Source organism: Streptomyces sp. NPDC052301, from assembly GCF_044593395.1.
GTDB lineage: Bacteria > Actinomycetota > Actinomycetes > Streptomycetales > Streptomycetaceae > Streptomyces.
This window is the reverse complement of the sequence record NZ_JBIUBE010000002.1, coordinates 1-25,451: the sequence shown is the minus strand read 5'-3', so window position 1 is coordinate 25,451 and position 25,451 is coordinate 1. Positions and strand designations below refer to the sequence as shown.

Sequence of the window (25,451 nt, the reverse complement as noted above, 5' to 3'; positions counted from 1 at the left end):
ACTTGACCTGAAGGAGGGGTGAGCCCGACCCGTACCGCGCCTAGTCTGTCGGCCAGCCGATCATCAGCCACCCCCCGAGGAGCGCATGTGACGCCACCCCGCAGACAGCCCGTACGCCGCCGCACCGCCGTCCTCCCTCGCGAGGCGGTCCTCGCCACCCTCCCCGTCGCCCTGGCCGCCCTCATCGGCGCCGCCGGCCCCGCTGCGGCGGGCACGACCGGCACCGCCGGCGCCGGCGACCCCTACTTCCCGCTCAGCGGCAACGGCGGCTACCACGTCCGCCACTACGACCTGACCCTGCGATACGACACCGCGTCCCGGCGCCTCGACGGCAGGGCCGTCCTCACGGCCCGCACCACGCAGCCGCTCACCCGCTTCGACCTCGACCTCTCCGGCCTGACGGTCACCGGCGTCAGGGTCGACCGCGCCGCGGCGGCCTTCCGGCAGGGCGGCCAGGAACTCGTCGTCACCCCGCGCCGCGCCCTGCGGGCGGGCCGGGAGTTCCGCGTCACCGTCGCCTACCACGGCATCCCGAAGCCGGTCACCGACCCCGACGGTTCCGCGGACGGCTGGATCCCCACCGACGACGGCGCGTTCGTCGCGGGCGAGCCACAGGGCGCCATGACCTGGTTCCCGGCGAACAGCCACCCCAAGGACAAGTCGTCGTACGACTTCACGATCACCGTCCCCGAGGGACGCACCGCCGTCGCCAACGGCGTCCTGCTCGGCCGGCGCACCGCGCACGGCCGTACCACCTTCCGCTGGCGCGAGACCCGGCCGATGGCCGCCTACCTGGCCACCGCCACCGTCGGGAAGTTCAGGACCGAGCGGTACACCACCCCCGACGGCGTCCAGGTCTACAACGCCGTCGATCCCCGGGAGGCGAGCGCCGCCGCGCCCGTGCTGAAGAAGCTCCCCTCCGTGCTCGCCTGGGAGAGCAAGCTGTTCGGGCCGTACCCCTTCCGGGCAGCCGGGGCCGTCGTCGACCACGCCCCCGGCGTCGGCTACGCACTGGAGACCCAGACCCGGCCGCTGTACGACTCCGCACCCGACCTCGGCACCCTCGTCCACGAGAGCGCCCACCAGTGGTTCGGCGACTCCGTCTCGCTCACCGCCTGGAAGGACATCTGGCTCAACGAGGGCTTCGCCACCTACGCCGAGTGGCTCTACGCCGAGCAGCACGGCGGGGACAGCGCCCAGAAGGCCTTCGACGGGCTCTACGCCCGCCCCGCCGGCGACCCGCTGTGGGCCTACCCGCCCGGCGACCCGGGCAGCGGCGGGAGCATCTTCGGCACACCCGTCTACGCCCGCGGCGCCATGGCCCTGCACGAGCTGCGACGGGCCGTCGGCGACCGGGACTTCTTCCGGATCCTGCGCGCGTGGGCGGCCGGACACCAGGGCGGCCACGGCACCACGGCCCAGTTCGTGCGGCTCGCCGGGCAGCTGTCCGGGAAGCGGCTCGAACCGCTGCTGCACGCCTGGCTGTACGGCAAAGGCAAGCCGAACCTCCCCTGAACCCTGACCGGTTCCAAACAACTGTCGGTCAGTCTCGACTTCATGATCCATCGCAGAACCGCCGTCGCACTCCTCGCCTCCCCGCTGCTGCTCACCGGCTGCGGCGGCGGAGCCGAGGCGACCGAGCGGCGGACTCCCCCCACCCCTCCGGTGCCCACCCCCACCGGCCGGATCGAGGCCCCGCAGGCCCCCCAGGGCATACCCGGCCTCGGGACCGCGAGGTCGGCGGCGATACCCGAGCGCTGCGAGCAGGCGGTCGTCGTCACCGGCCGCGGGAAGGACTCCGACCGGTGCACGGTCGTCCTGCACCGGCGCACCGCCACCGGCTGGCAGGCCGGCGCCGCCTGGCCCGGCCACAACGCGCTGCGCGGCTGGAGCCCCCACCACATGGGCGGCGACCTGCGTTCCCCGCTCGGCGTCTACACCCTCTCCGACGCCGGGGGCCTGCTCCCCGACCCCGGCAGCAGGCTCCCGTACCACCGGTCCCGCGGCTTCCACTCGCCCGGCACCGGCTTCGAGGGCGAACCCCTTGACGGGGCCTTCGACTACGTCATCGCCATCGACTACAACCGCAGGCCCGGCACCTCACCCCTGGACTGGACCCGGCCCCTCGGCCCGAGCCGGGGCGGGGGAGTGTGGCTGCACGTCGACCACGGCGGCCCCACGCACGGCTGCGTCAGCGTCGCCAAGGCCCACATGAGGGACCTCCTGCGCACCCTCGACCCGGCCCGGCACCCGGTCGTCGTCATGGGGTACGCCGACTGGCTCGCCCGCTGAGCCGCCTAGGATCCGAACTCGTGTGCGCACATGTGCTGGTCGCCGAGGACGACGAGAAGCAGGCCGAACTGATCCGCCGCACCCTGCTGGCGGAGGGACACACCGCCACGGTGGTGCACGACGGCGCGGCGGCGCTCGACGCCGCCCGCCGACTCGGGCCCGACCTCGTCGTCCTGGACCTGATGCTCCCGGTCATCGACGGTTTCGGCGTGTGCCGGGCGCTGCGCGCCGGTGCGCAGGACCCGGAGATCCCCGTGGTCATGCTCACCGCCCGCTCCGCCGAGGACGACGTCCTGCTCGGCCTCGAACTCGGCGCCGACGACTACATGACCAAGCCGTACAGCCCGCGCGAGCTGATGGCCCGCATCCGCACGGTCCTCAGACGCAGCGGACGGGGCGTCGGCGCCCGGGACGACGACCCGGCCGTGCGGGCCGCAGGGATCAGCGTCGACCCCGTACGGTACGAGGTGCGCTGCGACGGCGTACCCGTGGAGTGCACTCCGGCCGAATTCCAGATCCTGCTGACCATGGCAGGGGAGCCGGACCGGGTGTTCACCCGGCGCCAGCTGCTGCAGTGCACCCGCGGACTCGACCGGGCCTCCACCGAACGGGCCGTCGACGTGCACATCATGAACCTGCGCCGCAAGATCGAGGCCGATCCGAGACGGCCGAAACGGCTGCTGACCGTCTTCGGCGTCGGGTACAAGCTGAGCGGCGCCCGGCCGTGAAGCGCCGGATACCGCTGCGCAAACGACTCCTCGTCCGGCTGCTGTTCGTCTCCGCCCTGATCGCCGTCTGCTCGGTGGCGGCCACCGCCTGGCTCGCGGTGACCACCACCACCAGCGCCCTGAAGGAGGAGCAGGGCCAGGACCTCGCCGCCGACAACAGCATCCTGGCCCGGCTCAGCGGCTACGCCGCCACCCACTCCGACTGGTCGGGCGTCCGCGGCACCGTCCGTGAGCTGGCCGCCCGGACCGGCCGCCGGATCGCCCTGACCACCGCCGACCGCACCCTGGTCGCCGACTCCGCGCCGCGCGGCACCCCGCTGCCACCCCGGGCCGCCGCCGCCGTCGACCCGCTGCGCACCGACACCTACACCGAGACGGGCGCCCAGCTCAGCGGCATCGACCCGCGCGTGGTGGGCCCCTACCGGCTCCCGGCGAAGGAACGCGTCACGCTGGACGCGCTCGCCGCCAGGCGCACGCGCTGCTACGAGCGCCACGGCCTCCGGAGCACCGTCGTACGGACCGCGAGCGGACGGCCCGTCGTCAGCACCCCGGACGGCTCCGACCCCGCCTCGTACGGTGCCGAGGCGTGCGAGGACGGCGAGCTCAACACCCCCACCCCGACCGAGCGCACGGCCCTGGCCACCCTCACCGACCTCGCCCGGCCCTGTCTGCGGCAGGCCGGAGTGGACGTCGGCGGGCCGCTGTTCCTCACCTTCGACCCCAGCGGCAAGGACCCCTTCGACGGGCGCTACCTCCTCGCCAAGTACGCCGAACGGGGAGACGGCGCCACCGAGCGCGCCGTCCAGCACTGCGTCCTGACCGCCCGCCGCACCCAACTGGAGCCGTACGTCGCCCCGGTGGCCGACCTGTTCCTCGGCATCGGCGACCAGAACCCCTCCCGCTTCGACATGTCCCCGGCCAACAAGGCCAAGGTGGTCGGCGCGGCCGGCCTGGTTCTCGCCGTCACCGTCGCCGTGACCGCCGTCGTCGCGATGAGGCTGGTACGGCCCCTGCGCGCGCTGACCGCCGCCGCGCAGCAGCCGCCCGAGCTGCATGTGCGCGTGCCCGTGACCACCCGGGACGAGACCGGCATCCTCGCCGAGGCCTTCAACGACCTGACCGAACGCCGGAAACGACTGGAGGCCCAGCGCAAGGCGATGGTCAGCGACATCGCGCACGAGCTGCGCAGCCCGCTCACCAACATCCGCGGCTGGCTCGAGGTCGTCCGGGACGGCGTCGTCGACCCCGACCCGGCCCTGCTCGCCTCCCTGCACGACGAGTCGCTGGTGCTCCAGCGCATCATCGACGACCTCCAGGACCTCGCCGCGGCCGACGCCGGAACCCTGCGCCTGCACCGCGAGCCGCTGCGCGCCGGCGACCTGCTCGACCAGGTGGCCGCCGCGCACCGTGTCGCCGCCGACGCGGCCGGGGTCGCGCTGCGCACCGGGGCCGACCCCGCCGTCTGGCTGGACGCCGACCCGGTGCGGATGCGGCAGGCCCTCGGGAACCTGGTCTCCAACGCGCTGCGGCACACCCCCGCGGACGGCACGGTCACCCTCGAGGCCCGCCGGGACGGCGACGACGTCGTCCTCACCGTCGCCGACACGGGGGCGGGCATCGCCGCCGAGGACCTGCCGCACGTCTTCGACCGGTTCTGGCGCGCGGAGAAGTCCCGTAGCCGCCGCACCGGCGGCAGCGGCCTCGGTCTGCCCATCGTGCGCCACCTGCTCGCCGCCCACGGCGGCAGCGCCGAGGCGGCGAGCGAGCCCGGCGCGGGCGCGGTCTTCACGCTGCTGCTCCCGGCGGCCGAGCGGCCCGCCGACGCCGGCTGAGGGGGGTGGCGGCGGCCCCGCCGACGCCGACCGGATTCCCGTCGCGCGCAGTGGGGTACTCCGGTCGCCCGTGGGGAGCAGCCGAGGGAGGTCGTGCCATGAGGACGGCGGAGGACCTGCCGCTCGTGTCCACGCTCGCCGCCGTCGCCGGCCTGGTGCGACGGCGCAGGGGGCTGTACGTGCGCTGGTCCAAGGGGCCCCGCACCGACCTTGACGCAGTGTCGAGCACCGACGAGCTCACCGGGGTGCCGATGCCCGGGCTGTCGGCGAACCCGCTCGACGTCGAGGGCTGGTGGGAGGACCGGTCCGTGGAGCTGTGGGTGGCGCGCCGGTTGTACGACTACGCACACCTGCCGCACGACAAGGGCCCCGGCGTCCGCCCCTGGGTCCTCACGGGCCGGGAGACGGGCCGGGGCCCCGACAACGAACCGCTCGTGGCCGACGTCGAGCCCCTGTGCTGGATCGCCGACGAGGTGATCGACGCGGCCAGGGCCGAGATGGCCCGGCAGGAGCGGAGGTGGGGGACCCTGCGCCGCGGGGGCCGCTGAGCCCCCGCCACGCGATCGCGGTCACCCGGAGCGCGGCCGGGAACGCATGCGGCGTCGCAGCGCACGGCGCTCCAGCTCGGTCGTGCCACCCCAGATGCCGATGGTCTGGCCCGTGTCCAGCGCCCAGTCCAGACACTGCTCCCGGACGGGGCAGCGTCCGCACACCGCCTTGGCGTGCTGGGCCTGTACCTGCGCGGGTCCGGTGGTGCCGATGGGGAAGAACAGATCGGGGTCCTCGCTGCGGCACGCGGCATGGTCGCGCCAGTTGTGCATGGAAGTCTCCTGGGTCGGATCGAGTCGTCCGTGCCTGTCGAATGCGTTCTTCGGTTTCGGGTGACCGATGGGGACGGCGTGAAACAACGCAACCGCACAGGGATCGGGCGACCACCGCGATCCGGTCACGCTCGGCGCGGGCCCCGCGGCAGGGCCGTACGCGCTCAACAGGCCGGGGACGCAAGGCCGCTGGGACGCGGACGCCCGTGCCCGGCCGGGCACCGGCGGCGGGGAGTCCGGGCGCGCACCTGCCGCCCGCGGGTGCCGCCGCCGCGGGCCCACCGTACTGCGCCGGGGTCGTCCGGGAGCCGGGCCGGCGCGGGCTCAGGTGCGCAGCGCCCGCGCCGCCGTCGCCGTCACCGCGTCGGCGAGCGCCGCCAGCGCGGGGGAGTCGAGCCTCCACTGCTGCCAGTACAGCGTGACGTCCATCCACTGCCCGTCGGCGAGCAGCACCAGCCGGCCCTGCGCCAGCAGCGGACCGGCCTGGGCCTCCGGGATCATGCCCCAGCCGAGTCCCGCGGCGACCGCGTCGAGGAACCCCTCCGAGGTGGGCACGGAGTGCCGGAACGGACCGGCGGAGGAACGGCCCAGCCGGCGCACGAAGCCGTCCTGGAAGTCGTCCTTGCGGTCGAAGACGACGACCGGGACCTGCGTCAGGGCGTCGGCGAGCGGCCGTCCCCCCACCTGGGCGCGGGCGAACTCCGGTGCGGCGGCGGGCAGATAGCGCATCCGGCCGAGCGGGCGGACCGTGCAGCCCGGCACCGGATCGGGCGAGGAGGTCACCGCCGCCATCACCAGGCCCTCGCGCAGCAGCGCCGCCGTGTGGTCCTCGTCCTCCCGGTGCAGCTCGAAGCAGAGCCCCGCGACGCGGGTCAGCGCCGGCAGGAACCAGGTCGCCAGCGAGTCCGCGTTCACCGCCACCGGCACGCGCGTCGGCTCTCCGGCGCCGCTCAGCCCCAGCTCGCCCCAGGCGTCCCGCTCCAGCTGCGCCAGTTGCCGGGCGTACCGCACCAGCACCGCGCCCGACTCGGTGGGCCGCACCGGTTTGGTCCGCTGCAGCAGCACCCGGCCGGTGCGCTGTTCGAGCGCCTTGACCCGCTGGCTGACCGCCGAGGGAGTCACGTGCAGGGCGGCCGCGGCGGCGTCGAAGGTGCCCTCGTCCACGACGGCGAGCAGGGTCCGCACCTGCTCCAGGGGAAGTTCCGTCATCACGACTGCTAAAGATACGTAAGAAACTTTAGCTGTACTTGCGGAAGCGGGCTTTTTAGGTTCGAGGCATGAACCACGCCCTTACCGCCGCGGTCGCCGGATTCGGCACCGGCCTCTCCCTGATCGTCGCCATCGGCGCCCAGAACGCCTTCGTCCTGCGGCAGGGGGTGCGCCGCGACGCCGTCCTCGCCGTCGTCGGCATCTGCGCCCTGTCCGACGCGGTGCTCATCGCGCTCGGCGTCGGCGGGGTCGGCGCGGTCGTGGTGGCCTGGCCGGGCACGGTGCGGGCGGTCGGGATCGTCGGCGGCGCCTTCCTGCTCTGCTACGGAGCCCTCGCCGCCCGCCGGGTCCTGCGGCCCGGTGCCACCGGCCTGGCCACCGACGGGGAGGCCACGGGCTCGCGCAGGCGGGCCGTGCTGACCTGCCTGGCGATGACCTGGCTCAACCCGCACGTCTATCTGGACACCGTGTTCCTGCTCGGCTCCCTCGCCGCCGACCGGGGCCCGTTGCGCTGGACCTTCGGGCTCGGTGCCGCGCTCGCCAGCCTGTGCTGGTTCGCCGCCCTCGGCTTCGGCGCCCGGCTCCTCGGCCGGCACCTGGCCCGGCCCGGTGCCTGGCGCGTGCTCGACGGCCTGGTCGCCGTCACCATGCTGGCGCTGGGTGCCTCGCTGGTCGCCGGATCCTGAGACGACGGCTCGGCGTGCACGGGAAATGCTGAGATAGTTAGGCTCTCGAATCGAAAAGATGTAGCGAGCAACCTCTATCGGCAACAGGACACCCGTGGACACGAGCGAGAGCAGCACCACCCGGCCCGAGGCCGCCGAGCCGGCGGCCTCGGACCCGCCCCGGCGCGGCTGGCGCCGCTGGGCGATGGACACCCGCCCCCTGCGCATCCCCGCCTACCGGCGCCTGTGGTCGTCGACCATCGTCACCTCCGTCGGCAGCCAGCTCACCGCCGTCGCCGTACCCAAGCAGATCTACGACATCACGCACTCCTCGGCCTGGGTCGGCTACGCCAGCCTGGCCGGCCTCGTGCCCATGGTGGCGTTCGCACTGTGGGGCGGGGCGGTCGCCGACACCATGGACCGCCGCAAGCTGCTGCTGCTCACCAACACCGGCATCGCGGTGACCTCGTTGCTGTTCTTCGCGCAGGCGGTCGCCGGGCTCGCCTCGGTCGTCGTCCTGATGCTGCTGCTCGCGCTCCAGCAGGCGTTCTTCGGCCTCAACGCCCCGGCGCGCAACGCCTCCATCGCCCGCCTCGTGCCTGCCGAGGAGCTGCCCGCGGCCAACGCGCTCGGCTCCACGGTGATGCAGACCGGGCTGGTGGCGGGCCCGCTGCTGGCCGGTGCGCTCATCCCGGTCATCGGGCTGCCCGAGCTGTACCTCATCGACGCCGTGGCGCTGTGCGTGACGGTGTGGGCCGTCTTCCGGCTGCCGGCGCTGCCGCCGCTCGGCGACGGGCCCGCACGCCGGGCCGGGATCCGGGAGATAGCCGCCGGCTTCGCCTACATGTCCCGGCACAAGGTGCTGCTGCTGTCCTTCCTCGCCGACATCGTCGCCATGGTGTTCGGCATGCCCCGCGCGCTCTTCCCGCAGCTGGCCGCGCAGACGTACTCCTCCTGGGGCGAGGGGCTCGCGCTCGGCGTGCTGTTCGCCGGCATCCCGGTCGGCGCGGTGCTCGGAGGGCTGTTCTCCGGCGTGTTCTCACGGGCCCGCCGGCACGGCTGGATGGTCATCGGGGCCGTCGTCGCCTGGGGCGTGGCCGTCGCCGGGTTCGGGCTGAGCGGCAACCTCTGGCTCGCCCTCGCCTTCCTCGCCGCGGCCGGTGTCGCCGACATGGTGTCGATGGTCTTCCGGGGCGCGATCCTGCTGTCGGCCGCGACCGACGAGATGCGCGGCCGGATGCAGGGCGTGTTCACGGTGGTGGTCGCGGGCGGGCCGCGCCTGGCCGACGTGCTGCACGGCACGGCCGGTTCGGCGTTCGGGCCGCGGGCCGCGGTGGCGGGCGGCGGCGCGCTGGTCGTCGTCGTGATGCTGGCCCTGGCCGGGGCCGTGCCGGCGTTGCGCCGCTACCGCGTCTGACCGCCTACAGCGGGGTGCGCCGGCGCAGCGTGTACTGGTCCATCAGTTTGCCGCGGGTGGTCTCCAGCCGGTGGGCGAGGACCTCCGCCACCGTCCGCACCAGCGACAGCCCGAGCAGCGGATCCTCCACACACAGCGCGAGCACGGACGGCCCGTCGAACTCGTAGGCCCGTACGTTGCTGAAGGCGACCGCGCCGAAGTCCCACTGGTAGGGCGGGAAGAGCCAGGACCAGCCCAGCAGGTCGCCCGCGCCGAGGGTGGCCACGGTCACCCGCTGCCGGGCGGTGACCTGCTGGTCCAGGTGGACGGCGCCGGAGCGGATCACCCAGAACCGGTCCGCGGCGCCGCCCGCCTCGAAGATGCGGCTGTCCTCCGGGAAGGAGATCTCCTTGGCCAGCTCCATCAGCCGCTCGCGCTGGGCTTGCGGCAGGGCGGTGAGCAGTTTGATCGCTTTGGTCATGGCGCGGGGCTCCTCGCCGGCGGGGGTGCGGGTGCTTTCCCTAAGCCCATTTCAGCCCCTGGCGCCGTGCCGAGCACCTCGAAGGACACGGGTTTCTGCCCTGTCTCACCTGATCCGACCTGTCTGCGGGCAGGAAAAAGCCCTGGCTGGACGGGGGAAGCCAGCCAGGGCCGTTCGCGGTGATGCGGGCGGGAGGAAGGACGGTTCCGGGCCGCTCTCGCACCACGTGTGTATGAACGATAAATCATCTGCCGCGCTATCCGGTACCCAGAACCGGGTCACGTGACCTGTTTCACCCCGCCCGCGGTCCCCGGCCGCCCGCCCGGATCGACGATCTCCTCCAGAACCCGCAGCACCGCTTCGTAGGCCTGCGCCCGGACCGCCGCCTCCCGCGCGCCGTCCGGATCCGTCGCCGTCAGGCTCTGGGCGCGCTCCCGCCAGGACCGCTCCGCCTCGGCCGCGTGCTCCCGGCCCCGCTGCATGCGCCGCAACAACTCGTCCGCGTCCACCACATCCGTCATGGCTCACGGGTACCCGGCCTGCCCGACGTGATGACAGCGGCACCGAGTGTGTTTGACCGCGCCGCCATAGGTCAGCCGGACAGTGAGAGACATCACCGTTCCGGGCACCGCTCAGGGGAGGAAGAGGATGCTCGACAGCAAGCACCAAACCAGTTCCTCCGCGGCACCGCGGCCACCGCGCCGACTGCCGGGCCGGCCTGCCGACGCCCGCAGAGCGGTGCGGCGCGCGGTGAACGAGGGGTGCCGGGCCCGCTCCCTGTGCTGCGATGCCGAGGCCATGGAGGACATCCTCCTCGTCACCTCGGAACTCACCACCAACGCGATCCTGCACGGCGGCGGCATCACCGGCTTCGACGTCGACGTCGACTCCGGTGGCGTGCGGGTGTCGGTGAGCGACCGCAGCGACGAGGTCCCCGTGACGGCTCCGCCCGTGGACGAGCGCGGACGGTTCCGGCCGCACGGCCGTGGCTGGCCCATCGTGTGCCGGCTGGCGCGGGACGTCAGGGTGGCGGAACTGCCGTGCGGCGGCAAGCGCATCACGGCCGTCGTGCCGCTGCACTGAAGCGGGTGCGTAAGTTCCGCCGTACCGGCGTTTGCCCACAGGGTCGGGGGGCAGACGGAATCTCGTGCTTCGGACCGGAGGCGCGCGCCCAGCGGGGACACCCCGACTGCCTGGGCCCCTCTGACGGGCCGGGCGTCTGACCCGCGGCGAACCCTGACACCACCGTTCGGGCCCAGGTCGGAACGCCCATTCCCGGCCATGCCCTGAAACCTCGTTCAGGAGCGATTCCGCATGCTGACCGACATGTCGACAAGCCGTCCCGGCACGCAGGCCTCCGCCGCCGGCGGACCGACCCGGCGGGCCCACGACGACGCCCCCGAGACCGCGGAGCTCTTCGCCCGGCTGGCGGAGCTCGACGAGGGCCCCGAGCGCGACGCCGTGCGGGACGAACTCGTTACCGCCTGGCTGCCGATGGCCCACCGGATCGCCGGCCGCTTCCGCGACCGCGGCGAGTCCGTCGAGGACCTGCGCCAGGTGGCGGCCCTCGGGCTGGTGAAGGCCATCGACCGGTTCGACCCGTCCCGGGGGGCCTTCGAGAGCTATGCAGTGCCCACCATCACCGGCGAGGTCAAGCGGCACTTCCGGGACCGGATGTGGGCCCTGAGGGTGCCCCGCCGGGTCCAGGAACTGCGCAACCGGGTGCGGGTGGCCCGCCGGGAGCTCACCCAGCACCCGGGCAGCCCCGAACCCACCGTCGCCGCCGTCGCCGCCCACACCGGCCTGTCGGAGGAGGACGTCACCGCGGGCATGGAGGCGCTGGAGAGCTTCAGCACCCTGTCCCTGGACGCCGAACTGTCCAGCGGCGACGACGGCTACAGCCTCGCCGACACGCTCGGCGCGGCCGACGCCTCCTTCGACGTCGTGGTGGACCGCGAGGCCGCCAAGGAGGGGCTGCGCCGGCTGCCCGAGCGGGAGCGGGCCATTCTCTACATGCGGTTCTTCGAGGACATGACGCAGAGCCGCATCGCCGACCAGCTGGGCATCTCCCAGATGCACGTCTCCCGGCTGATCAGCCGCAGCTGCGCCCGCGTCCGCGAGGAGGTCCTCGGCCGCCGCCCCACCGGCAACGGCCCGGCCTGACCCCGCGCCGTCACCGCTTCGGCTGCGCCGGCCCGCCGGCCACCCCCAGCGGCGGGGCCAGGCCGGAGACCGCCTCGTCCAGGCGCTGCAGATGACGCAGCACCCGGTCGGTGACCCGGCCGTAGCGCGGGGTGCGCAGGGTTCCCGGCTCCAGCATCGAGGCGATGCTGGAGCCGGACTCGATCTCCGCCTCGGACCTCGGGTCGGCGACGTGCGCGGCGATCGCGTCGATGTTGTGCACGATCCGCCCGCAGACGCCGCGCAGCCGCGGGTCCGCCGCGATCGCCGGATGCGTGGGCAGCAGCTCGGCCGTGGCCGCGAGGGACCGCGCGTGGTACGCGCACGTCTCCAGCAGCGCCACCACGTACCGGGCGGTGTCCCGCCGTGAGCGCAGCGGGGTGATCGGATGGGTCAGCGGCTGGGTGGCCCCGCGCAGATCGGCCAGTGCCTGGTCCAGATCGCGCGCCCGCTCCATCAGATCGGCGCCCGCACCACCGCTCAACTGGTCGACCGCGCCCCGGGTGACGTCCGCGAGCCGGCCGAGGGTGGCGACCAGCAGGTCGTTGGTACGGCGGTCGGTGTGGATCGGCAGCACCACCGCCGCCGCGATCACCCCGCAGGCCGCGCCGAGCGCCGTCTCCTCCACCCGCAGCACCAGCACATCCATGCTGTAGGTGTTCAGCAGCGTGTACAGCAGCCCGAGCATCGCCGTCACGAAGAAGGACATCAGCGTGTACGACAGGGGCGCGGTGTAGAACATCGCGAAGATGAGCACGAGCACCAGGCCGAACGCCGTCCACGTGTGGTGCCCGACCAGCCCGGCGAGCCCGATGCCGGCCACGACACCGAGCACCGTGCCCAGCAGCCGGCGGTAGCCCTTCACCAGGATCTCGCCGGTGGAGGCGGTGTTGAGGAAAACGATCCAGCAGGTCAGCACCGCCCAGTACCAGCGCTGGCTGGACAGCAGCTCGCCGCCGGCGATGGCCAGCGAGGAGCCGACGGCCACCTGGACGGCGGCCCGAGTGGTGGGCCGGCGCAGTCCGGACGGCTCCGGCTGCTCCGGCTCGCTCTCCTCACCCGCCTCGATCGCGGCGTCCTCCGCGTCCAGCTCCTCGCGCGAGCGGGTGGTCGCCGGGCTGTCCGCGGACTCGTCCTGCGGCCCGTCGAGCGCGAGCCGCAGCCCCAGCGCCGCCCGGGCGGCCTCGCCGAGGCCACGGAAGACGTCCTGCACGGCCGGGGACGCCTCGGGCAGGTTCTCCTCGTCGCGGTAGCCCAGCAGCCGGTTGCGGACGTGGGCGAGCGCGGTCCCCGGCGCCTCCCGGGACGGCCGCAGCGCCAGCAGCCGCAGCGCCCGCAGGTCCCGGCGCAGCGCGGCCGTCGCGTCGTCCCGCACCGGCAGCTCACCGCCCGAGGGCAGCGGCGCGCCGGGCAGGTGCAGGGTGAGGGTGTCGGTCCGCTGGGCGCTGCGCGCGGTGAGCAGCAGCAGGCCCAGCCGCTCCGCGGTGATCTCGGCGTCCGCGATCCGGCGCTGCAGCAGGCGGGCCACCGCCTCGTCGGAGGTGCCGTCCTCCAGCCGGCCCTGGATCATCAGCGCCGTCTCGTGCAGCCGCGCGGTACCGGTGCGCAGCTCCTCGAGGACCTTCTCCACGTCGTCCGGCCCGGCGTCCAGCAGCTCGGCCTGCGTGGCGATCAGCTGCCCGAGGCGGGCACGGAAGGCCCGCCGCAGCCGGTCCAGGGTGCCCGCCGGGGTCTGCGGAAGCAGCACGAAACGGGCGGCGGCGCTGCACGCGAAGGCCACGCACAGGACGCCGTACAGGGCGGGCAGCGTGCCGGTCGTCGCGTGCACGAACAGGGAGAGGAAGTAGATCTGGAATCCGATCAGCCCCAGCGCCGTACCGCGGTCCCCGAACCGGCGGCCGTAGACGGCGCAGGAGATGAGGGCGACGAAGAACAGGTCCCCGGCGACGACCCGCTGGTTGAGCAACGCCCCCAGCGACAGCGAGGCCAGCGCCACGGGCAGACCGAGGGCCAGCGTGACGGCCTGCCGCGAGCGCTGCTTCTCCCGGACGGCGAAGGTGGCGACCATCGCCGCCATGGCGCCGGCGACCAGCTGGGGCACCGGCACCCGCAGGACGGCCAGGACGGCGAGGGTCAGGGCGATGGCGGTGACCGTGCGCAGTCCCGCCGTGAGCCGGAGCAGCCCGGGATCGGACGCCGCGAGCCGGTCCCACATCCAAACCCGTCCCGACCGTCCCGCTGCCCTCACGCCGCCGTGCTCTCTCCCGTGCCAGAAATCGATCTACGACCCAGCATCGCACGCCGGCTGCGTGCACCGGTCACGGCAGAAGACCGCCGATCCGCTGGACAGCGATCGGCGGTCCTCGGCGATCCGGGTCAGCTCACGAGCTCTCGATCGCCTTCCCCTCCACGTGGGACCGCACCTGTTCCGGCGTCAGGTACGAGTCGGTGTACTCGAAGTCCTTCAGCCGGGCCGGCTTGCGGGCCTGGAAGCCGGTGCGGACGAAATCGTCGCCCGCCACCGCGTTCAGCAGCCAGTTGGTCATCACCCGCGCCTTGGCCACGTTGGTGCGCAGCGCCGACCAGTGGTAGCCGCGGGCCACCGCCTGGGCGGCCAGCCCGCGCAGCTCGACGCCGAGCGGCTTGGACACCGCGTCCTTGCCGCCGAGGTCGACGACGAGCCCGAGGTCCTTGTGCACGTAGCGCTGCATCGACTGGCCCCGCAGGGTCGCGATGACGTTCTCGGCGACGTGCCTGCCCTGGCGCATGGCGTGCTGGGCGGTGGGCGGGCAGACCGCGCCGTCGCCCTTGGCCAGATCCGGCACGGCGGCCGAGTCGCCGAGCGCGAACACCCCGTCGTGGCCCGGCAGGCACATCTCGGCGGTGACGGCCAGCCGGCCCCGTACGGTCTCCGCGCCGAGCGTGGCGATCAGCGGGCTGGCGACCACACCGGCCGTCCAGATCAGGGTGTGCGTCGGCACCACCCGGCCGTCGGTGAAGGTGACCTCCTCCGCACCTGCCTTGTCGATCGACACCCCGAGCGAGACGTCGACCCCGCGCCGCTTCAGGATCTCCTGCGCACTGCGGCCGAGCTTCTCGCCCAGCTCCGGCATGAGCTTGGGCGCGATGTCGATCAGGTGCCACTTGATCAGGCCCGGGTCCAGCCGCGGATAGCGCCGGACGGCGGCGTGCGTGAGCCGCTGCAGGCAGGCCGCGGTCTCGGTGCCGGCGTACCCGCCGCCGACCACCACGAACTGCAGCCGCGCGGCCCGCTCGGCCGGGTCGTCACTGGCGTCCGCCAGGTCGAGCTGCGAGATGACGTGGTCGCGGATGTAGGCGGCCTCGGCGAGGGTCTTCATCCCGAAGGCGTGCTCGGTCAGCCCCGGGATGTCGAAGGTGCGGGTCACACTGCCGGGCGCCAGCACGATGTAGTCGTACGACTCGTTGACGATCTTGTCGGTGATGGTGCGGATGACGCACACCTTGGCCTTCAGGTCCACCCCGATCGCGCCGCCCGGGATGATCCGGGTGCGGTACTTGCTGCTGCGGCGCAGGGACAGGGCGATCGACTGCGGCGTGAGCACGCCGGAGGCGACCTGGGGCAGCAGTGGCAGGTAGAGCTGGTAGGAGAACGGCGTCACCAGGGTGACGTCGGCCTCGTCGGGGGCGAGTTTGCGCTCCAGGCGGCGGACGCACTCGACTCCGGCGAAGCCTGCGCCTACCACCAGGATCCTGGGTCGTGTCACGGTGTCCATCCCTTTCTGCGGCTCCAGGCGGTCCGACTCGGACGCCGTTCGCATGCCCTGGATCGCTGCGCACCAACGCCGATCCCAGCGTGCCCCGTGCCGTCCCGCCAGCTGGGTGCGGCAGGCAGACGAACGCGTGAGCACCAGCATGCCCCCCGCTGGGAGGGAGTAACCGGTTGTCGCACGGATACACGTCGTACCCGCGCAGCGGTCCGCGCCCCGGCGCGTCGTCACCAGGGCAGGAAGACGTGGATGTCCTTGCCGTTGTCGTGGACCACGACGCTGACCTGGGTGCACAGCGTGTGCACCAGGTGCCAGCCGATGCCGCCACCGCCCGTGCGCGGATGGAAGGGGCGCGGCTCCGGCTTGGCCGTGTTCGTGTCCCGCATCGTCACGTGCACCCCGTCGAAGGTGCGGCGCATCCGCAGGTCGAACGGCCCGGGCGCGTACTGGATCACATTGGCGGCCAGTTCCGTCACCACCAGCAGGATGTCGTCCCAGTACTCGTGCGCACCCGGCGGCGCGACCCGGGCGAGGTCGCACAGGAAGTCCTCCGCGGCGAGCCGCGCCTCCGTGACGTTGCGCAGCTCACCCGGGAAGGAGAACGTCCGCTCGTTCCTGTCCTCCGCGGGCGGTGTGTCGTCCCAACGCGGCTCCGTCGCCATCTCGCTTCCCCGGTTCCGGCCGGCCGGAGGCCCGGTGCGGCCCCTGCCGGCGGAACGGTCGTAGTCGCCGGTCTCTCCCTGCGCTGCGGGTTCCCACCGCCGGGCAGGCTATCCGTCCGCCCCTGCCCGGGCCTCGGTGCGAGTACACCTCCTCAGCGGAAGACGTCGTCCGGCTCATCCCAGTCGGCCGGCTCCTGCGGACCCCGCCCCGCCCGGGAACGCGCCAGATACATGGCGTCGATCTCCGCGGCGTAGTGCCGCACGATCGCGTCCCGGCGCAGCTTCATCGACGGCGTGAGCAGTCCGTTGTGCGGCGCGAAGGATTCCTGGAGGACACGGTAGACCCTGATCGACTCCGCGCGGGACACGGCGCTGTTGGCGGAGGCCACGGCCCGCGCGATCTCCTCCCGCAGGGCGTACTCCTCGCGCGTCTCCCGGCCGGGGATGTCGCCCTGCACGGTGAGGGCGGCCCGCCAGTGCGCGAGGAACTCCGGGTCCAGCGTGATCAGCGCGCCGACACAGGGCCGGTCGTCGCCGATGACGACCGCCTGGTGGACCAGCGGGTGCAGGCGCAGCCGCTGCTCCAGCGGGGCCGGGGCGACGCTCTTGCCGCCGCTGGTGACGATGATGTCCTTCTTCCGGCCGGTGATCGTCAGATAGCCCTCGGAGTCCAGCCGCCCGATGTCCCCGGTGGCCAGCCAGCCGCCGCGCAGCGCGGCCCGGGTCGCCGGCTCGTCACCGACGTAGCCCTGGAACACCGACGGCCCGCGCACCAGGATCTCCCCGTCGTCGGCCACCAGCACCTCGGTGCCCGGCAGCGGGCGGCCCACGGTCCCGGACTTCTCCCGGCCGAGCGGCTGCATGGTGATCCCGCCGGAGGTCTCGGTGAGGCCGTACCCGTCGTGGATGTACAGCCCGATGCCCTCGTAGAACAGGCTCAGTTCACGGCTGAGCGAGGAACCGCCGGAGGTGCCGCGCACCACCCGGCCGCCGAGCGCCGCCCGCAGCCTGCGGTACACCGTCCGCTCGTACAGGGCGTGCTGCAGCCTGAGCTCCAGCCCCGGCCCAGGCCCGGCGCCCAGCCGCCGGCGCTCCTCGGCCCCGGCGAAGTCCCGCGCGGTCTGCGCGGCCCGCTCGAACAGGGCGCCCCGGCCCGCCTCGTCCGCGGTGCGCCAGAACTTCTTGTAGAGCTTCTCGAACACCGAGGGAACGCCGTACAGATACGTCGGCCGGAACGTGCTCAGCGCCGACGCCAGCGACGCCTCGGTCAGCTCCGGCTCGTGCCCCATCAGGACCCCGCCGCGCACACACGTCAGCATGATCATCAAACCGTAGACGTGGGAGAACGGCAGACAGGCCAGCACGGACGGGCGCTCGCCGGGGGGCGCCGCCGTGTGGCCCCAGCCCGCGAGCAGGGTGTCGCAGGGATAGGCCAGGCCCCGGTGGCTCAGGGCGCAGCCCTGGGGGCGGCCCGAGGTGCCGGAGGTGTAGACGACGGCCGCCGTGGCGTCCGGCAGCACGATCCGGCGCAGCGACTCCACGGTGGTGTACGGCACGTCCGCGCCCCGCGCCGCGAGCTCGGACAGCGCGTCCGCGTCCAGCTGCCAGACGTGGCGCAGCCGCGGCAGCCCGGCGCACACCGTGCCGACGGTCATGGCGCCCTGCTCGTCCTCGACGACGACGGCCACGCAGCCGGCGTCCCGCAGGATCCACTCGACCTGGTCGCGCGAGGCGGCCGGATGGATGGGGACGACCTCGGCGCCCACGGCCCACAGCGCGTGGGCGAGCACCGTCCACTCGTAGCGGGTGCGGGCCATCAGGGCCACCCGGTGGCCGGGCGAGATCCCGGCGGCGACCAACCCCTTGGCCAGGTCGACCACCTCGTCCCGCACCTCGACCGCCGTCACCTCCTCCCACCGGGCGGCGGCGGGATCGGCGCGGCGTGCGAGAAGGGGCAGGGTGGGGCTCAGGTCCGCCGTGTCGAAGACACTGTCGGCGAGGCCGCCGGTGAGCGGCGGGGTAACGGCTGGAGCGAGGGCGACGTCCCGCATGCACTGCTCCCGGGGTGTACGGAGGGTCACTCCGCCGACCGGCTCGGTGTCGGCGGTGCTCGAATCTAGCCCAGGAGGCAGCGTTCGGTGCCCGTTACGGTGAAGTCGTGATCGGCTGATGATGTGGGCGTGTCCTGGGGACTCGGCAGACATGAGTCATGTGAACCCCGATCCGGAACCCGAACGCACCACAGGGCTGGAGCCCGGAGGTGGAGTCCCGCCCGGCGAGACCCCGCCGGCCGAGAGCAGCATGCCCGAGGCAGGGCCCCGGGAGCCGCACGTCCAGCGCAGAGGCTGGGCCAAGGCGCCGCTGACGCTGATCCTGGTCCTCGTCGTGCTGATCGCGGCCTTTTTCCTGGCCTACGCCCTGGCCCTGATCCTGTGACGCCGTCGCTCACCCCTGCGTGCGGTGCACGCACTCGGTGACGACCTCCCGCAGGCTGCCGGTGCGCTCCCGCATCGTGCGCTGCTCCCGTGCGCCGTTGCCCCGGCTCAGCAGGGTGGCGAGGCCCTGTTCGGCCTGGGTCGCGTCGCCGGTGTCGGTGAGCGCGTCCCCGGCGTGTTCCAGCAGCGACCACAGGACCTCCCGGGCGGGCCTCGGCTGCATCGTCACGGGGTCCAGCAGGTCCTCGTCCACACCGGAGCGCGCGGCCTGCCAGGCGGCCAGGCGGAGCATGCTGACGCCGTGGTCCAGCGGCGGCCGGCCGGCCCGCCAGTCGCGCGCGGCGGTCTCCACCAGGGCGCGCGTCAGTGTGGCGATCAGCACGGCGGTCTCCGCGCACAGGCACACGTCCGACACCCGCACCTCGACCGTCGGATAGGTGGCGGACAGGCGCGCGTCGAAGTAGACCATCGCCTCGTCGAGGATGACGCCGGTGGCCACCATGTCCTTCACCCGGCGGTGGTACCTCTCGGGCGACTCGAACAGTTCTGTCGGTCCGGCCGAGGGCCAGCGTTCCCACACCCGGGTGCGGTAGCTGGCGTAACCGGTGTCACCGCCCTGCCAGAACGGTGAGTTGGCGCTGATCGCGACCAGCACGGGCAGCCACGGGCGGAGCCGGTCGAGGACCGCGACGCCCTCCTCGTCGGACTCCACCGAAACATGCACATGACAGCCGCAGACGAGCTGGTCCCGGGTGCCGACGCCGTAGCGGTCGGCCAGCCACAGATACCGGTCGTTCACGGTCAGGGAGGGGCTGACGGGCAGCGGGGACGTGGCGAGCGCCGCGACCGCGCAGCCGAACCGGCCGGCGTACCCGGCCGCCTCCTTGCGGCAGCGCACGATCTCCGCGCCGAGGTCCGCCATGTCCGACTGCGGATGCGTGGCGAACTCCAGCATCTGCCCGAACAGCTCCTTCTCGAACACGTCCTGCCCGGGATCCTCATGGGCGGCACGGGCGAGCACGGCCGCGGCCAGCGCCTTCGGGTCGCCACTGGCCGGGTCGACCAGAAGGAGTTCCTCCTCCACTCCGACGGTGCGCACGGGAAGCCGCCCTTCTTCTGTCCGTGCCTCGGGGGCAGTCGTGGTCCTGTACGACCCCGACTGCCCCCGGGACGGCCGCCGACACCTGCGGCTTTCAGTGCTCAGGGGTCAGGAACAGCGTGGCGAGCGGCGGCAGGGTGAGACTCAGGAACCCGTCCTCGGGCTCGGCCGGCCCCTCGGTGGTGACCCCGCTGCCGCCGTAGCGGACGTCGTCCGTGTTCAGCGCCTCCTGCCAGGCCGGCACGCCGTCCGGCACCCACAGCCGGTAGTCGTGCCGCACCACGGGGGAGAAGTTGGACACCGCCAGCAGCGGCGAACCGTCCGCGGCGAACCGCAGGAACGCGAAGACGTTGTCGTCCGCCGCGTCGCACAGCACCCACCGGAAACCGCCCGGGTCGGTGTCCCGCTGCCACAGGGCCGGGGTCGCCCGGTACAGGACGTTCAGGTCCCGCACCAGACGCTGCACACCACGGTGATCACCGGCGGAGGCGTAGTCGTCGTCGAGCAGCCACCACTCGGGGCCGTGCGCCTCGGACCACTCGGCACCCTGGGCGATCTCCTGCCCCATGAAGAGGAGCTGCTTGCCCGGGTGGGCCCACATGAAGCCCAGATAGGCACGGTGGTTCGCACGCCGCTGCCACCAGTCGCCCGGCATCTTCGACACCAGCGCCTGCTTGCCGTGCACCACCTCGTCGTGCGAGATCGGCAGGACGAAGTTCTCGCTGTAGGCGTACACCATCGAGAAGGTCATCTCGTTGTGGTGGTACTTGCGGTGCACCGGCTCCTTCTGGATGTACTGCAGCGAGTCGTGCATCCAGCCCATGTTCCACTTCAGCCCGAAGCCGAGCCCGCCGCTGTCCGTCGGCCGGGTCACCCCGTCCCAGGCGGTGGACTCCTCGGCGATGGTGACCACGCCCGGGCAGCGCCGGTAGACGGTGGCGTTCATCTCCTGCAGGAAGGCCACCGCGTCCAGGTCCTCCCGCCCGCCGAACACGTTCGGCTCCCACTGGCCGGAGTCGCGCGAGTAGTCGAGGTAGAGCATCGAGGCGACGGCGTCCACGCGCAGCCCGTCGATGTGGAACTCCTCGCACCAGTAGACGGCGTTGGCCACCAGGAAGTTGCGTACCTCGGTCCGCCCGAAGTCGAACTCGTACGTCCCCCAGTCCGGATGCTCCGCCCGCCGGTCGTCCCCGGGCTCGTACAGCGGATCCCCGTCGAACCGGGCCAGCGCCCAGTCGTCCTTGGGGAAGTGCGCCGGCACCCAGTCCATGATCACGCCGAGGCCGGCCCGGTGGCAGGCGTCCACGAAGTACCGGAAGTCGTCCGGCGAGCCGAGCCGGGGCGTGGGCGCGTAGTAGGAGGTGACCTGATAACCCCAGGAACCGCTGAACGGGTGCCCGGCGACCGGCATCAGCTCGATGTGCGTGAAGCCCATCTCCTTGACGTACGCGGGCAGTTCCTCCGCCAGCATGCGGTAGGACAGGCCCGGCCTCCAGGACGGCAGATGCACCTCGTACACGGAGAACGGCGCCTGGTGCACGGGCGTGTCACCGCGGTGCGCCATCCACTCCGCGTCGTCCCACTCGTACGCCGACGCCGTGACGACCGACGCCGTGTCCGGCGGCGTCTCCGTGCGCCGCGCCATCGGGTCGGCCTTGAGGAACCGGTGGCCGTACCGGGACGTGATCTCGAACTTGTACCGGGTGCCCTCGCCGATCCCGGGCAGGAACAGCTCCCACACCCCCGAGGCGCCCAGCGAGCGCATCGGGTACTGGGTGCCGTCCCAGAACGTGAAGTCCCCGGCCACCCGCACCCCCTGGGCGTTCGGTGCCCAGACGGTGAAGCGGGTGCCGGCCACGCCCTGGTGGGTCATCGGCTCGGATCCGAGCGCCCGCCACAGCTGCTCGTGCCGGCCCTCCCGGACCAGATGCAGGTCCAGCTCGCCCAGCGCGGGCAGGAAGCGGTACGGATCGTGCACCTCCTGCTCCCCGTCGTCGTACGCCACCAGCAGCGTGTACGACGGGATCTCCGGGTACGGCAGGACGGCGGCGAAGAGACCGCCGCCCTCCGACCGGAGCGGCGTGCGCACGCCCTCGACCACGACGCTCACCGCACGGGCGTTGGGGCGCAGCGCCCTGAACAGCGTGCCGCCCGGCACCGGATGGGCGCCCAGCAGGGCATGCGGATCGTGGTGCGCGCCGCCGAGCAGGCGGTCGCGGTCGGCGGGGTCCAGCGGCACGGCCGTGGCCGGCGCGGGACCCGCGGACTCCGGAATCGTGGTGTCGCGCAGTGCCATCGTCAGCCTCCCCACACGGCGAGCCGCTTGATCGCGGCCATCGGAACAGGCAGCCAGTCCGGCCGGTGTCTCGCCTCGTACAGCACCTCGTACACCGCCCTGTCGGTTTCGTGCGCGCGCAGCAGCGCGTGCTTCTTACGGGGATCCCAGCCCGCGCGGGCCGCGTAGCCCGCGCAGAACGCCTCCCGGCAGCGGCGCGCCCACTCGGGTCGCCAGGGGCGGCGCTGCCGGGCCGCGTAGTCGAAGGAGCGCAGCATGCCCGCCACGTCCCGCACCGGGGACTGCGGGGCCCGCCGCTCGGCGAGCGGCCGGGACGGCTCGCCCTCGAAGTCGATGACGAACCAGTCACGGCCGGCCCGCAGCACCTGCCCGAGGTGCAGATCGCCGTGGATGCGCTGGGCGGGCGGCCCGGCGTCGCACGTGGCGAGCGCCGCGTACGCCGCCCGGAGCCCCGGCACGTAGGGCCGCAGCCCCGGCACGGCGTGCGCGGCGGCCTCCAGCCGTGCGCACATCTCCTGCGCGGTACGGCCGTGTTCGCCCGGCCCGGCCGACGGAAGCGCCTCGGCCAGCGCCAGGTGCACCTCGGCCATGGCCCGGCCCAGCTCACGGGCCTCGGCGGTGAAGTCGTCGCCCGCCGCGAGAGCCCGCTGCGCCAGCGTCCAGCCGTCGGTCGCGTCCGGCAGGAACGGCTGCAGCACTCCGAGCGTGGCCGGGCGCGGAGCGGTCGTACCGAACCAGGCCACCGGTGCGGGCACCCGGGTGCACCCCTGCTCGGCCAGTGCCGCGGACACCTCCAGGTCCGGATTGACCCCCGGCTGGATCCGGCGGAACAGCTTCAGGATGTACGCGTCGCCGTACACGATCGAGGTGTTGGACTGCTCGGCGTCCAGCAGCCGTGGCGGCAGCCCCCCGGGCACCTGCGCGGCCGGGTCCGCCTCGAACCGCAGCGGCCCCGACGCGCCCGGTTGGCGCAGCCGCTCCAGCAGCAGATGGGCCGAGCGCGGGTCGTGCAACGCGTCGTAGACCATGAGCCCGGCCAGTGGCCCCTCCACGGCACGTCCGATGAACGCCCGCTCCAGGCGCGGGGCGTGATGCGCGCGCAGGCCCAGCAGCAGCTGGTAGCAGTCGCCGGGCAGGGAGGTGCCGCCGGGGGTGGGCACCGGCGCGTGCGAGGCGTGCACCAGCAGGTGCAGACACCCCGGGAACAGCTCGGTCACGGACAGCACCGACAGATCGGTGACGGGCCGGTCCTTGCCCGCGAACCAGCGTTGCCTCGGCAGCCATTCGCGCAGCAGCCCGCCCAGGGACGTCAGTGGCCCGTCGAGGCCGGCCGCCGTTCTGGGTCGGACCGTGATGGTCTTCGGCATGGTGACGCGTCCTTTCCTCGGCGCCGTGTGCTCAGCGGCGGCGGCCGATGCGGGATGCGACTCGGGTGAGCCGGAACCAGTAGAAGCCGTGGCCCTGCAGGGTCAGCAAGTAGGGCAGTTCACCGATGGCGGGGAAGCGGACCCCGCCGATCAGCTCGACCGGATGCCGCCCGTCGTAGGCCCGCAGGTCCAGTTCGGTGGGCTGGGCGAAGCGGGAGAAGTTGTTCACGCACAGCACCAGGTCGTCGCCGTACTCGCGCAGGAAGGCGAGCACCGCCGGGTTGGAGGACTGCAGTTCCGTGAACGAGCCCAGTCCGAAGGCGGGGTTCTGCTTACGGATCTCGATCATGCGGCGCGTCCAGTGCAGCAGGCTGGACGGGGAGGACATCGAGGCCTCGACGTTGGTGACCTGGTAGCCGTAGACCGGGTCCATGATCGTGGGGAGGTAGAGCCGTCCCGGATCGCACGTCGAGAACCCCGCGTTGCGGTCGGGGGTCCACTGCATGGGGGTGCGTACGGCGTCGCGGTCGCCGAGCCAGATGTTGTCACCCATGCCGATCTCGTCGCCGTAGTAGAGGATCGGCGAGCCGGGCAGGGAGAGCAGCAGGGCGGTGAACAGCTCGATCTGGTTGCGGTCGTTGTCGAGCAGGGGCGCCAGCCGGCGGCGGATGCCGATGTTGGCGCGCATCCGCGGGTCCTTCGCGTACTCGGCCCACATGTAGTCGCGCTCTTCGTCGGTGACCATCTCGAGGGTCAGCTCGTCGTGGTTGCGCAGGAAGATGCCCCACTGGCAGTTCGAGGGGATGGCCGGCGTCTTGGCGAGGATCTCCGAGACCGGGTAGCGGGATTCCCGCCGTACGGCCATGAAGATGCGCGGCATGACGGGGAAGTGGAACGCCATGTGGCACTCGTCGCCGCCCGAGGCGTAGTCGCCGAAGTAGTCGACGACGTCCTCCGGCCACTGGTTGGCCTCCGCCAGCAGCACGGTGTCCGGGTACATCGCGTCGATCTCCTTGCGCACCCGCTTCAGGAACTCGTGGGTCGCCGGCAGGTTCTCGCAGTTGGTGCCCTCCTCCGCGTAGAGGTAGGGGACCGCGTCCAGGCGGTAGCCGTCGATGCCCAGGTCCAGCCAGAAGCGCAGGGCGGCCAGGATCTCCTCCTGCACGGCCGGGTTCTCGTAGTTGAGGTCCGGCTGGTGCGAGAAGAAACGGTGGAAGTAGTACTGGCCCCGCACGGGGTCGAAGGTCCAGTTGGACGCCTCGGTGTCGACGAAGATGATCCGCGCGTCCTCGTACTGCTTGTCGTCGTCGGCCCACATGTAGTAGTCCCCGTACGGGCCGTCGGGGTTCTTGCGGGACTCCTGGAACCACGGGTGCTGGTCGCTGGTGTGGTTCATGACGAAGTCGATGATCACGCGCATGCCGCGCTGGTGGGCGGCGTCGACGAACTCCACGAAGTCGGCGAGGTCGCCGAACTCGGGCAGTACGGCGGTGTAGTCGGAGACGTCGTACCCGCCGTCCCGCAGCGGTGACTTGAAGAACGGTGGCAGCCACAGACAGTCCACGCCGAGCCACTGCAGATAGTCGAGCTTGGCGGTCAGGCCCTTCAGGTCGCCGACGCCGTCGCCGTTGCTGTCCTGGAAGGAGCGGACGAGCACCTCGTAGAAGACGGCGCGTTTGAACCACTCCGGGTCCCGGTCCTTGACGGGAGTGTCCTCGAAGGTGTCCAGTACGGGTTCGTTCACGGTCATGAGGCTGCGGGCCCTCCGTTCTGGGGCGTCGATCGCCCGACGTGGAGCACGTGCGCCGGCGCGCTGCCGGGCGTCAGACGCACGTAGTTGGTCCTGCCCCAGTGGTACGTCTCACCCGTCAGTTCGTCGTGCACGGACAGGGTGGCGTTCCAGTCCAGGCCGAGTTGCGGCATGTCCAACGAGACCGTGGCCTCCTGGGTGTGGTGCGGGTCGAGGTTGACGACCACGACGACCGTGTCCGCTCCCGTGCTCTTGCTGTAGGCGAGCACGGCATCGTTGTCGGTCTGGTGGAAGCGGAGATTCCGCAGGCGCTGTAGCGCAGGGTGCCGGCGGCGGACGGTGTTGAGCCGGGTGATGAGAGGGGTGATCGTCCGCCCCTCGCGCTCGGCCTTGTCCCAGTCGCGTGGGCGGAGTTGGTACTTCTCGGAGTCGAGGTACTCCTCGCTGCCCTCGCGCAGCGGGGTGTTCTCGCACAGCTCGTAGCCGCT

At 72.7% G+C, this 25,451-nt stretch carries 23 protein-coding genes; 10 read left to right on the top strand and 13 right to left on the bottom strand.

From position 1 onward, the window contains the following. The first annotated feature begins 87 nt into the window (after window positions 1-87). The 5 genes from ACIHEJ_RS03750 to ACIHEJ_RS03730 all read left to right on the top strand — a co-directional run bounded on the left by ACIHEJ_RS03750 (window position 88) and on the right by ACIHEJ_RS03730 (window position 5,400). On the top strand, window positions 88-1,515 hold the full coding sequence (locus tag ACIHEJ_RS03750) for a M1 family metallopeptidase (protein WP_400131877.1): 1,428 nt from the start codon (window positions 88-90) through the stop codon (window positions 1,513-1,515). A gap of 42 nt (window positions 1,516-1,557) precedes the next feature. Next, window positions 1,558-2,292 carry a L,D-transpeptidase family protein gene (locus ACIHEJ_RS03745; RefSeq protein ID WP_400131875.1) on the top strand — a complete coding sequence of 245 codons (735 nt, stop codon included), beginning with the start codon at window positions 1,558-1,560 and terminating at the stop codon, window positions 2,290-2,292. A gap of 20 nt (window positions 2,293-2,312) precedes the next feature. Then, on the top strand, window positions 2,313-3,020 hold the full coding sequence (locus ACIHEJ_RS03740; RefSeq protein ID WP_400131873.1) for a response regulator transcription factor: 708 nt from the start codon (window positions 2,313-2,315) through the stop codon (window positions 3,018-3,020). After that, window positions 3,017-4,852 carry a sensor histidine kinase gene (locus ACIHEJ_RS03735; protein WP_400131871.1) on the top strand — a complete coding sequence of 612 codons (1,836 nt, stop codon included), beginning with the start codon at window positions 3,017-3,019 and terminating at the stop codon, window positions 4,850-4,852. The genes ACIHEJ_RS03740 and ACIHEJ_RS03735 overlap by 4 nt, the downstream gene beginning before the upstream one ends. 98 nt (window positions 4,853-4,950) lie before the next feature. Next, complete coding sequence (locus ACIHEJ_RS03730) at window positions 4,951-5,400, top strand: DUF6098 family protein (RefSeq protein WP_400131869.1); 450 nt, start codon at window positions 4,951-4,953, stop codon at window positions 5,398-5,400. A gap of 21 nt (window positions 5,401-5,421) precedes the next feature. On the opposite strand, the gene ACIHEJ_RS03725 is transcribed toward ACIHEJ_RS03730, so the two are convergent. Together ACIHEJ_RS03725 and ACIHEJ_RS03720 are read right to left on the bottom strand one after the other, a co-directional pair. Continuing rightward, the gene (locus ACIHEJ_RS03725) at window positions 5,422-5,673 is read right to left on the bottom strand and encodes a WhiB family transcriptional regulator (protein ID WP_400131867.1); all 252 of its coding nucleotides are present in this window, start codon (window positions 5,671-5,673) and stop codon (window positions 5,422-5,424) included. 324 nt (window positions 5,674-5,997) lie between these two features. Continuing rightward, the gene (locus tag ACIHEJ_RS03720; RefSeq protein ID WP_400131865.1) at window positions 5,998-6,885 is read right to left on the bottom strand and encodes a LysR family transcriptional regulator ArgP; all 888 of its coding nucleotides are present in this window, start codon (window positions 6,883-6,885) and stop codon (window positions 5,998-6,000) included. Between the two features lie 65 nt (window positions 6,886-6,950). Here ACIHEJ_RS03720 and ACIHEJ_RS03715 point away from each other — a divergent pair, with 65 nt between their 5' ends. Next, complete coding sequence (locus ACIHEJ_RS03715; protein WP_400131863.1) at window positions 6,951-7,568, top strand: LysE/ArgO family amino acid transporter; 618 nt, start codon at window positions 6,951-6,953, stop codon at window positions 7,566-7,568. A 94-nt stretch (window positions 7,569-7,662) separates the two neighbouring features. Beyond that, window positions 7,663-8,964, top strand: coding sequence for an MFS transporter (locus ACIHEJ_RS03710; protein WP_400131861.1), 1,302 nt, complete (start codon window positions 7,663-7,665; stop codon window positions 8,962-8,964). A gap of 4 nt (window positions 8,965-8,968) precedes the next feature. Here ACIHEJ_RS03710 and ACIHEJ_RS03705 read toward each other — a convergent pair whose 3' ends face one another. Both ACIHEJ_RS03705 and ACIHEJ_RS03700 read right to left on the bottom strand, forming a co-directional pair. Further along, window positions 8,969-9,424: a cyclic nucleotide-binding domain-containing protein gene (locus tag ACIHEJ_RS03705; RefSeq protein ID WP_400131859.1), complete on the bottom strand. Its 456-nt coding sequence runs from the start codon at window positions 9,422-9,424 to the stop codon at window positions 8,969-8,971. Window positions 9,425-9,702: 278 nt separating this feature from the next. Beyond that, window positions 9,703-9,945, bottom strand: a complete 243-nt coding sequence (locus ACIHEJ_RS03700; protein WP_400131857.1) for a hypothetical protein — start codon at window positions 9,943-9,945, stop codon at window positions 9,703-9,705. 127 nt (window positions 9,946-10,072) lie between these two features. On the opposite strand from ACIHEJ_RS03700, the gene ACIHEJ_RS03695 reads away from it, so the two are divergent. Both ACIHEJ_RS03695 and ACIHEJ_RS03690 read left to right on the top strand, forming a co-directional pair. After that, complete coding sequence (locus ACIHEJ_RS03695) at window positions 10,073-10,507, top strand: ATP-binding protein (RefSeq protein ID WP_400131855.1); 435 nt, start codon at window positions 10,073-10,075, stop codon at window positions 10,505-10,507. A gap of 231 nt (window positions 10,508-10,738) precedes the next feature. After that, entirely contained in the window at window positions 10,739-11,587 is an 849-nt protein-coding gene (locus ACIHEJ_RS03690; RefSeq protein ID WP_400131853.1) for a SigB/SigF/SigG family RNA polymerase sigma factor, read from the top strand. A 10-nt stretch (window positions 11,588-11,597) separates the two neighbouring features. On the opposite strand, the gene ACIHEJ_RS03685 is transcribed toward ACIHEJ_RS03690, so the two are convergent. The 4 genes from ACIHEJ_RS03685 to ACIHEJ_RS03670 form a co-directional block, all read right to left on the bottom strand. After that, window positions 11,598-13,820 (bottom strand): FUSC family protein, encoded by a 2,223-nt coding sequence (locus tag ACIHEJ_RS03685; RefSeq protein ID WP_400131851.1) that lies wholly within the window; start codon window positions 13,818-13,820, stop codon window positions 11,598-11,600. Window positions 13,821-13,986: 166 nt separating this feature from the next. After that, window positions 13,987-15,360 (bottom strand): NAD(P)/FAD-dependent oxidoreductase, encoded by a 1,374-nt coding sequence (locus ACIHEJ_RS03680; protein WP_400131849.1) that lies wholly within the window; start codon window positions 15,358-15,360, stop codon window positions 13,987-13,989. A 221-nt stretch (window positions 15,361-15,581) separates the two neighbouring features. Then, on the bottom strand, window positions 15,582-16,016 hold the full coding sequence (locus ACIHEJ_RS03675; protein ID WP_400131847.1) for an ATP-binding protein: 435 nt from the start codon (window positions 16,014-16,016) through the stop codon (window positions 15,582-15,584). 152 nt (window positions 16,017-16,168) lie between these two features. Next, on the bottom strand, window positions 16,169-18,067 hold the full coding sequence (locus ACIHEJ_RS03670) for an AMP-dependent synthetase/ligase (protein ID WP_400131845.1): 1,899 nt from the start codon (window positions 18,065-18,067) through the stop codon (window positions 16,169-16,171). Window positions 18,068-18,218: 151 nt separating this feature from the next. On the opposite strand from ACIHEJ_RS03670, the gene ACIHEJ_RS03665 reads away from it, so the two are divergent. Next, window positions 18,219-18,452: a DUF6480 family protein gene (locus ACIHEJ_RS03665; protein ID WP_400131843.1), complete on the top strand. Its 234-nt coding sequence runs from the start codon at window positions 18,219-18,221 to the stop codon at window positions 18,450-18,452. A gap of 9 nt (window positions 18,453-18,461) precedes the next feature. Here ACIHEJ_RS03665 and ACIHEJ_RS03660 read toward each other — a convergent pair whose 3' ends face one another. The 5 genes from ACIHEJ_RS03660 to ACIHEJ_RS03640 form a co-directional block, all read right to left on the bottom strand. Then, entirely contained in the window at window positions 18,462-19,550 is a 1,089-nt protein-coding gene (locus ACIHEJ_RS03660) for a glutamate--cysteine ligase (protein ID WP_400131841.1), read from the bottom strand. Between the two features lie 94 nt (window positions 19,551-19,644). Then, on the bottom strand, window positions 19,645-21,846 hold the full coding sequence (gene glgB, locus ACIHEJ_RS03655) for a 1,4-alpha-glucan branching enzyme (RefSeq protein WP_400131839.1): 2,202 nt from the start codon (window positions 21,844-21,846) through the stop codon (window positions 19,645-19,647). Between the two features lie 2 nt (window positions 21,847-21,848). Then, on the bottom strand, window positions 21,849-23,213 hold the full coding sequence (locus tag ACIHEJ_RS03650) for a maltokinase (RefSeq protein ID WP_400131837.1): 1,365 nt from the start codon (window positions 23,211-23,213) through the stop codon (window positions 21,849-21,851). Window positions 23,214-23,244: 31 nt separating this feature from the next. Continuing rightward, window positions 23,245-24,963, bottom strand: coding sequence for a maltose alpha-D-glucosyltransferase (gene treS / locus ACIHEJ_RS03645; protein ID WP_400131835.1), 1,719 nt, complete (start codon window positions 24,961-24,963; stop codon window positions 23,245-23,247). Further along, window positions 24,960-25,451, bottom strand: a 492-nt coding sequence (locus tag ACIHEJ_RS03640; protein WP_400131833.1) for an alpha-glucosidase C-terminal domain-containing protein, incomplete at its 5' end; no start/stop codon positions are given. The genes treS and ACIHEJ_RS03640, both read right to left, overlap by 4 nt.

Bases quoted from the DNA above. Each gene is read 5' to 3' on its own strand.
- ACIHEJ_RS03725 (WP_400131867.1), bottom strand. From the start codon at position 5,673: ATGCACAACTGGCGCGACCATGCCGCGTGCCGCAGCGAGGACCCCGAT.
- ACIHEJ_RS03745 (WP_400131875.1), top strand. From the start codon at position 1,558: ATGATCCATCGCAGAACCGCCGTCGCACTCCTCGCCTCCCCGCTGCTG.
- ACIHEJ_RS03715 (WP_400131863.1), top strand. From the start codon at position 6,951: ATGAACCACGCCCTTACCGCCGCGGTCGCCGGATTCGGCACCGGCCTC.
- ACIHEJ_RS03680 (WP_400131849.1), bottom strand. From the start codon at position 15,360: ATGGACACCGTGACACGACCCAGGATCCTGGTGGTAGGCGCAGGCTTC.
- glgB (WP_400131839.1), bottom strand. From the start codon at position 21,846: ATGGCACTGCGCGACACCACGATTCCGGAGTCCGCGGGTCCCGCGCCG.
- ACIHEJ_RS03705 (WP_400131859.1), bottom strand. From the start codon at position 9,424: ATGACCAAAGCGATCAAACTGCTCACCGCCCTGCCGCAAGCCCAGCGC.
- treS (WP_400131835.1), bottom strand. From the start codon at position 24,963: ATGACCGTGAACGAACCCGTACTGGACACCTTCGAGGACACTCCCGTC.
- ACIHEJ_RS03650 (WP_400131837.1), bottom strand. From the start codon at position 23,213: ATGCCGAAGACCATCACGGTCCGACCCAGAACGGCGGCCGGCCTCGAC.
- ACIHEJ_RS03690 (WP_400131853.1), top strand. From the start codon at position 10,739: ATGCTGACCGACATGTCGACAAGCCGTCCCGGCACGCAGGCCTCCGCC.
- ACIHEJ_RS03730 (WP_400131869.1), top strand. From the start codon at position 4,951: ATGAGGACGGCGGAGGACCTGCCGCTCGTGTCCACGCTCGCCGCCGTC.
- ACIHEJ_RS03665 (WP_400131843.1), top strand. From the start codon at position 18,219: ATGAGTCATGTGAACCCCGATCCGGAACCCGAACGCACCACAGGGCTG.
- ACIHEJ_RS03670 (WP_400131845.1), bottom strand. From the start codon at position 18,067: ATGCGGGACGTCGCCCTCGCTCCAGCCGTTACCCCGCCGCTCACCGGC.
- ACIHEJ_RS03675 (WP_400131847.1), bottom strand. From the start codon at position 16,016: ATGGCGACGGAGCCGCGTTGGGACGACACACCGCCCGCGGAGGACAGG.
- ACIHEJ_RS03695 (WP_400131855.1), top strand. From the start codon at position 10,073: ATGCTCGACAGCAAGCACCAAACCAGTTCCTCCGCGGCACCGCGGCCA.
- ACIHEJ_RS03700 (WP_400131857.1), bottom strand. From the start codon at position 9,945: ATGACGGATGTGGTGGACGCGGACGAGTTGTTGCGGCGCATGCAGCGG.
- ACIHEJ_RS03685 (WP_400131851.1), bottom strand. From the start codon at position 13,820: ATGTGGGACCGGCTCGCGGCGTCCGATCCCGGGCTGCTCCGGCTCACG.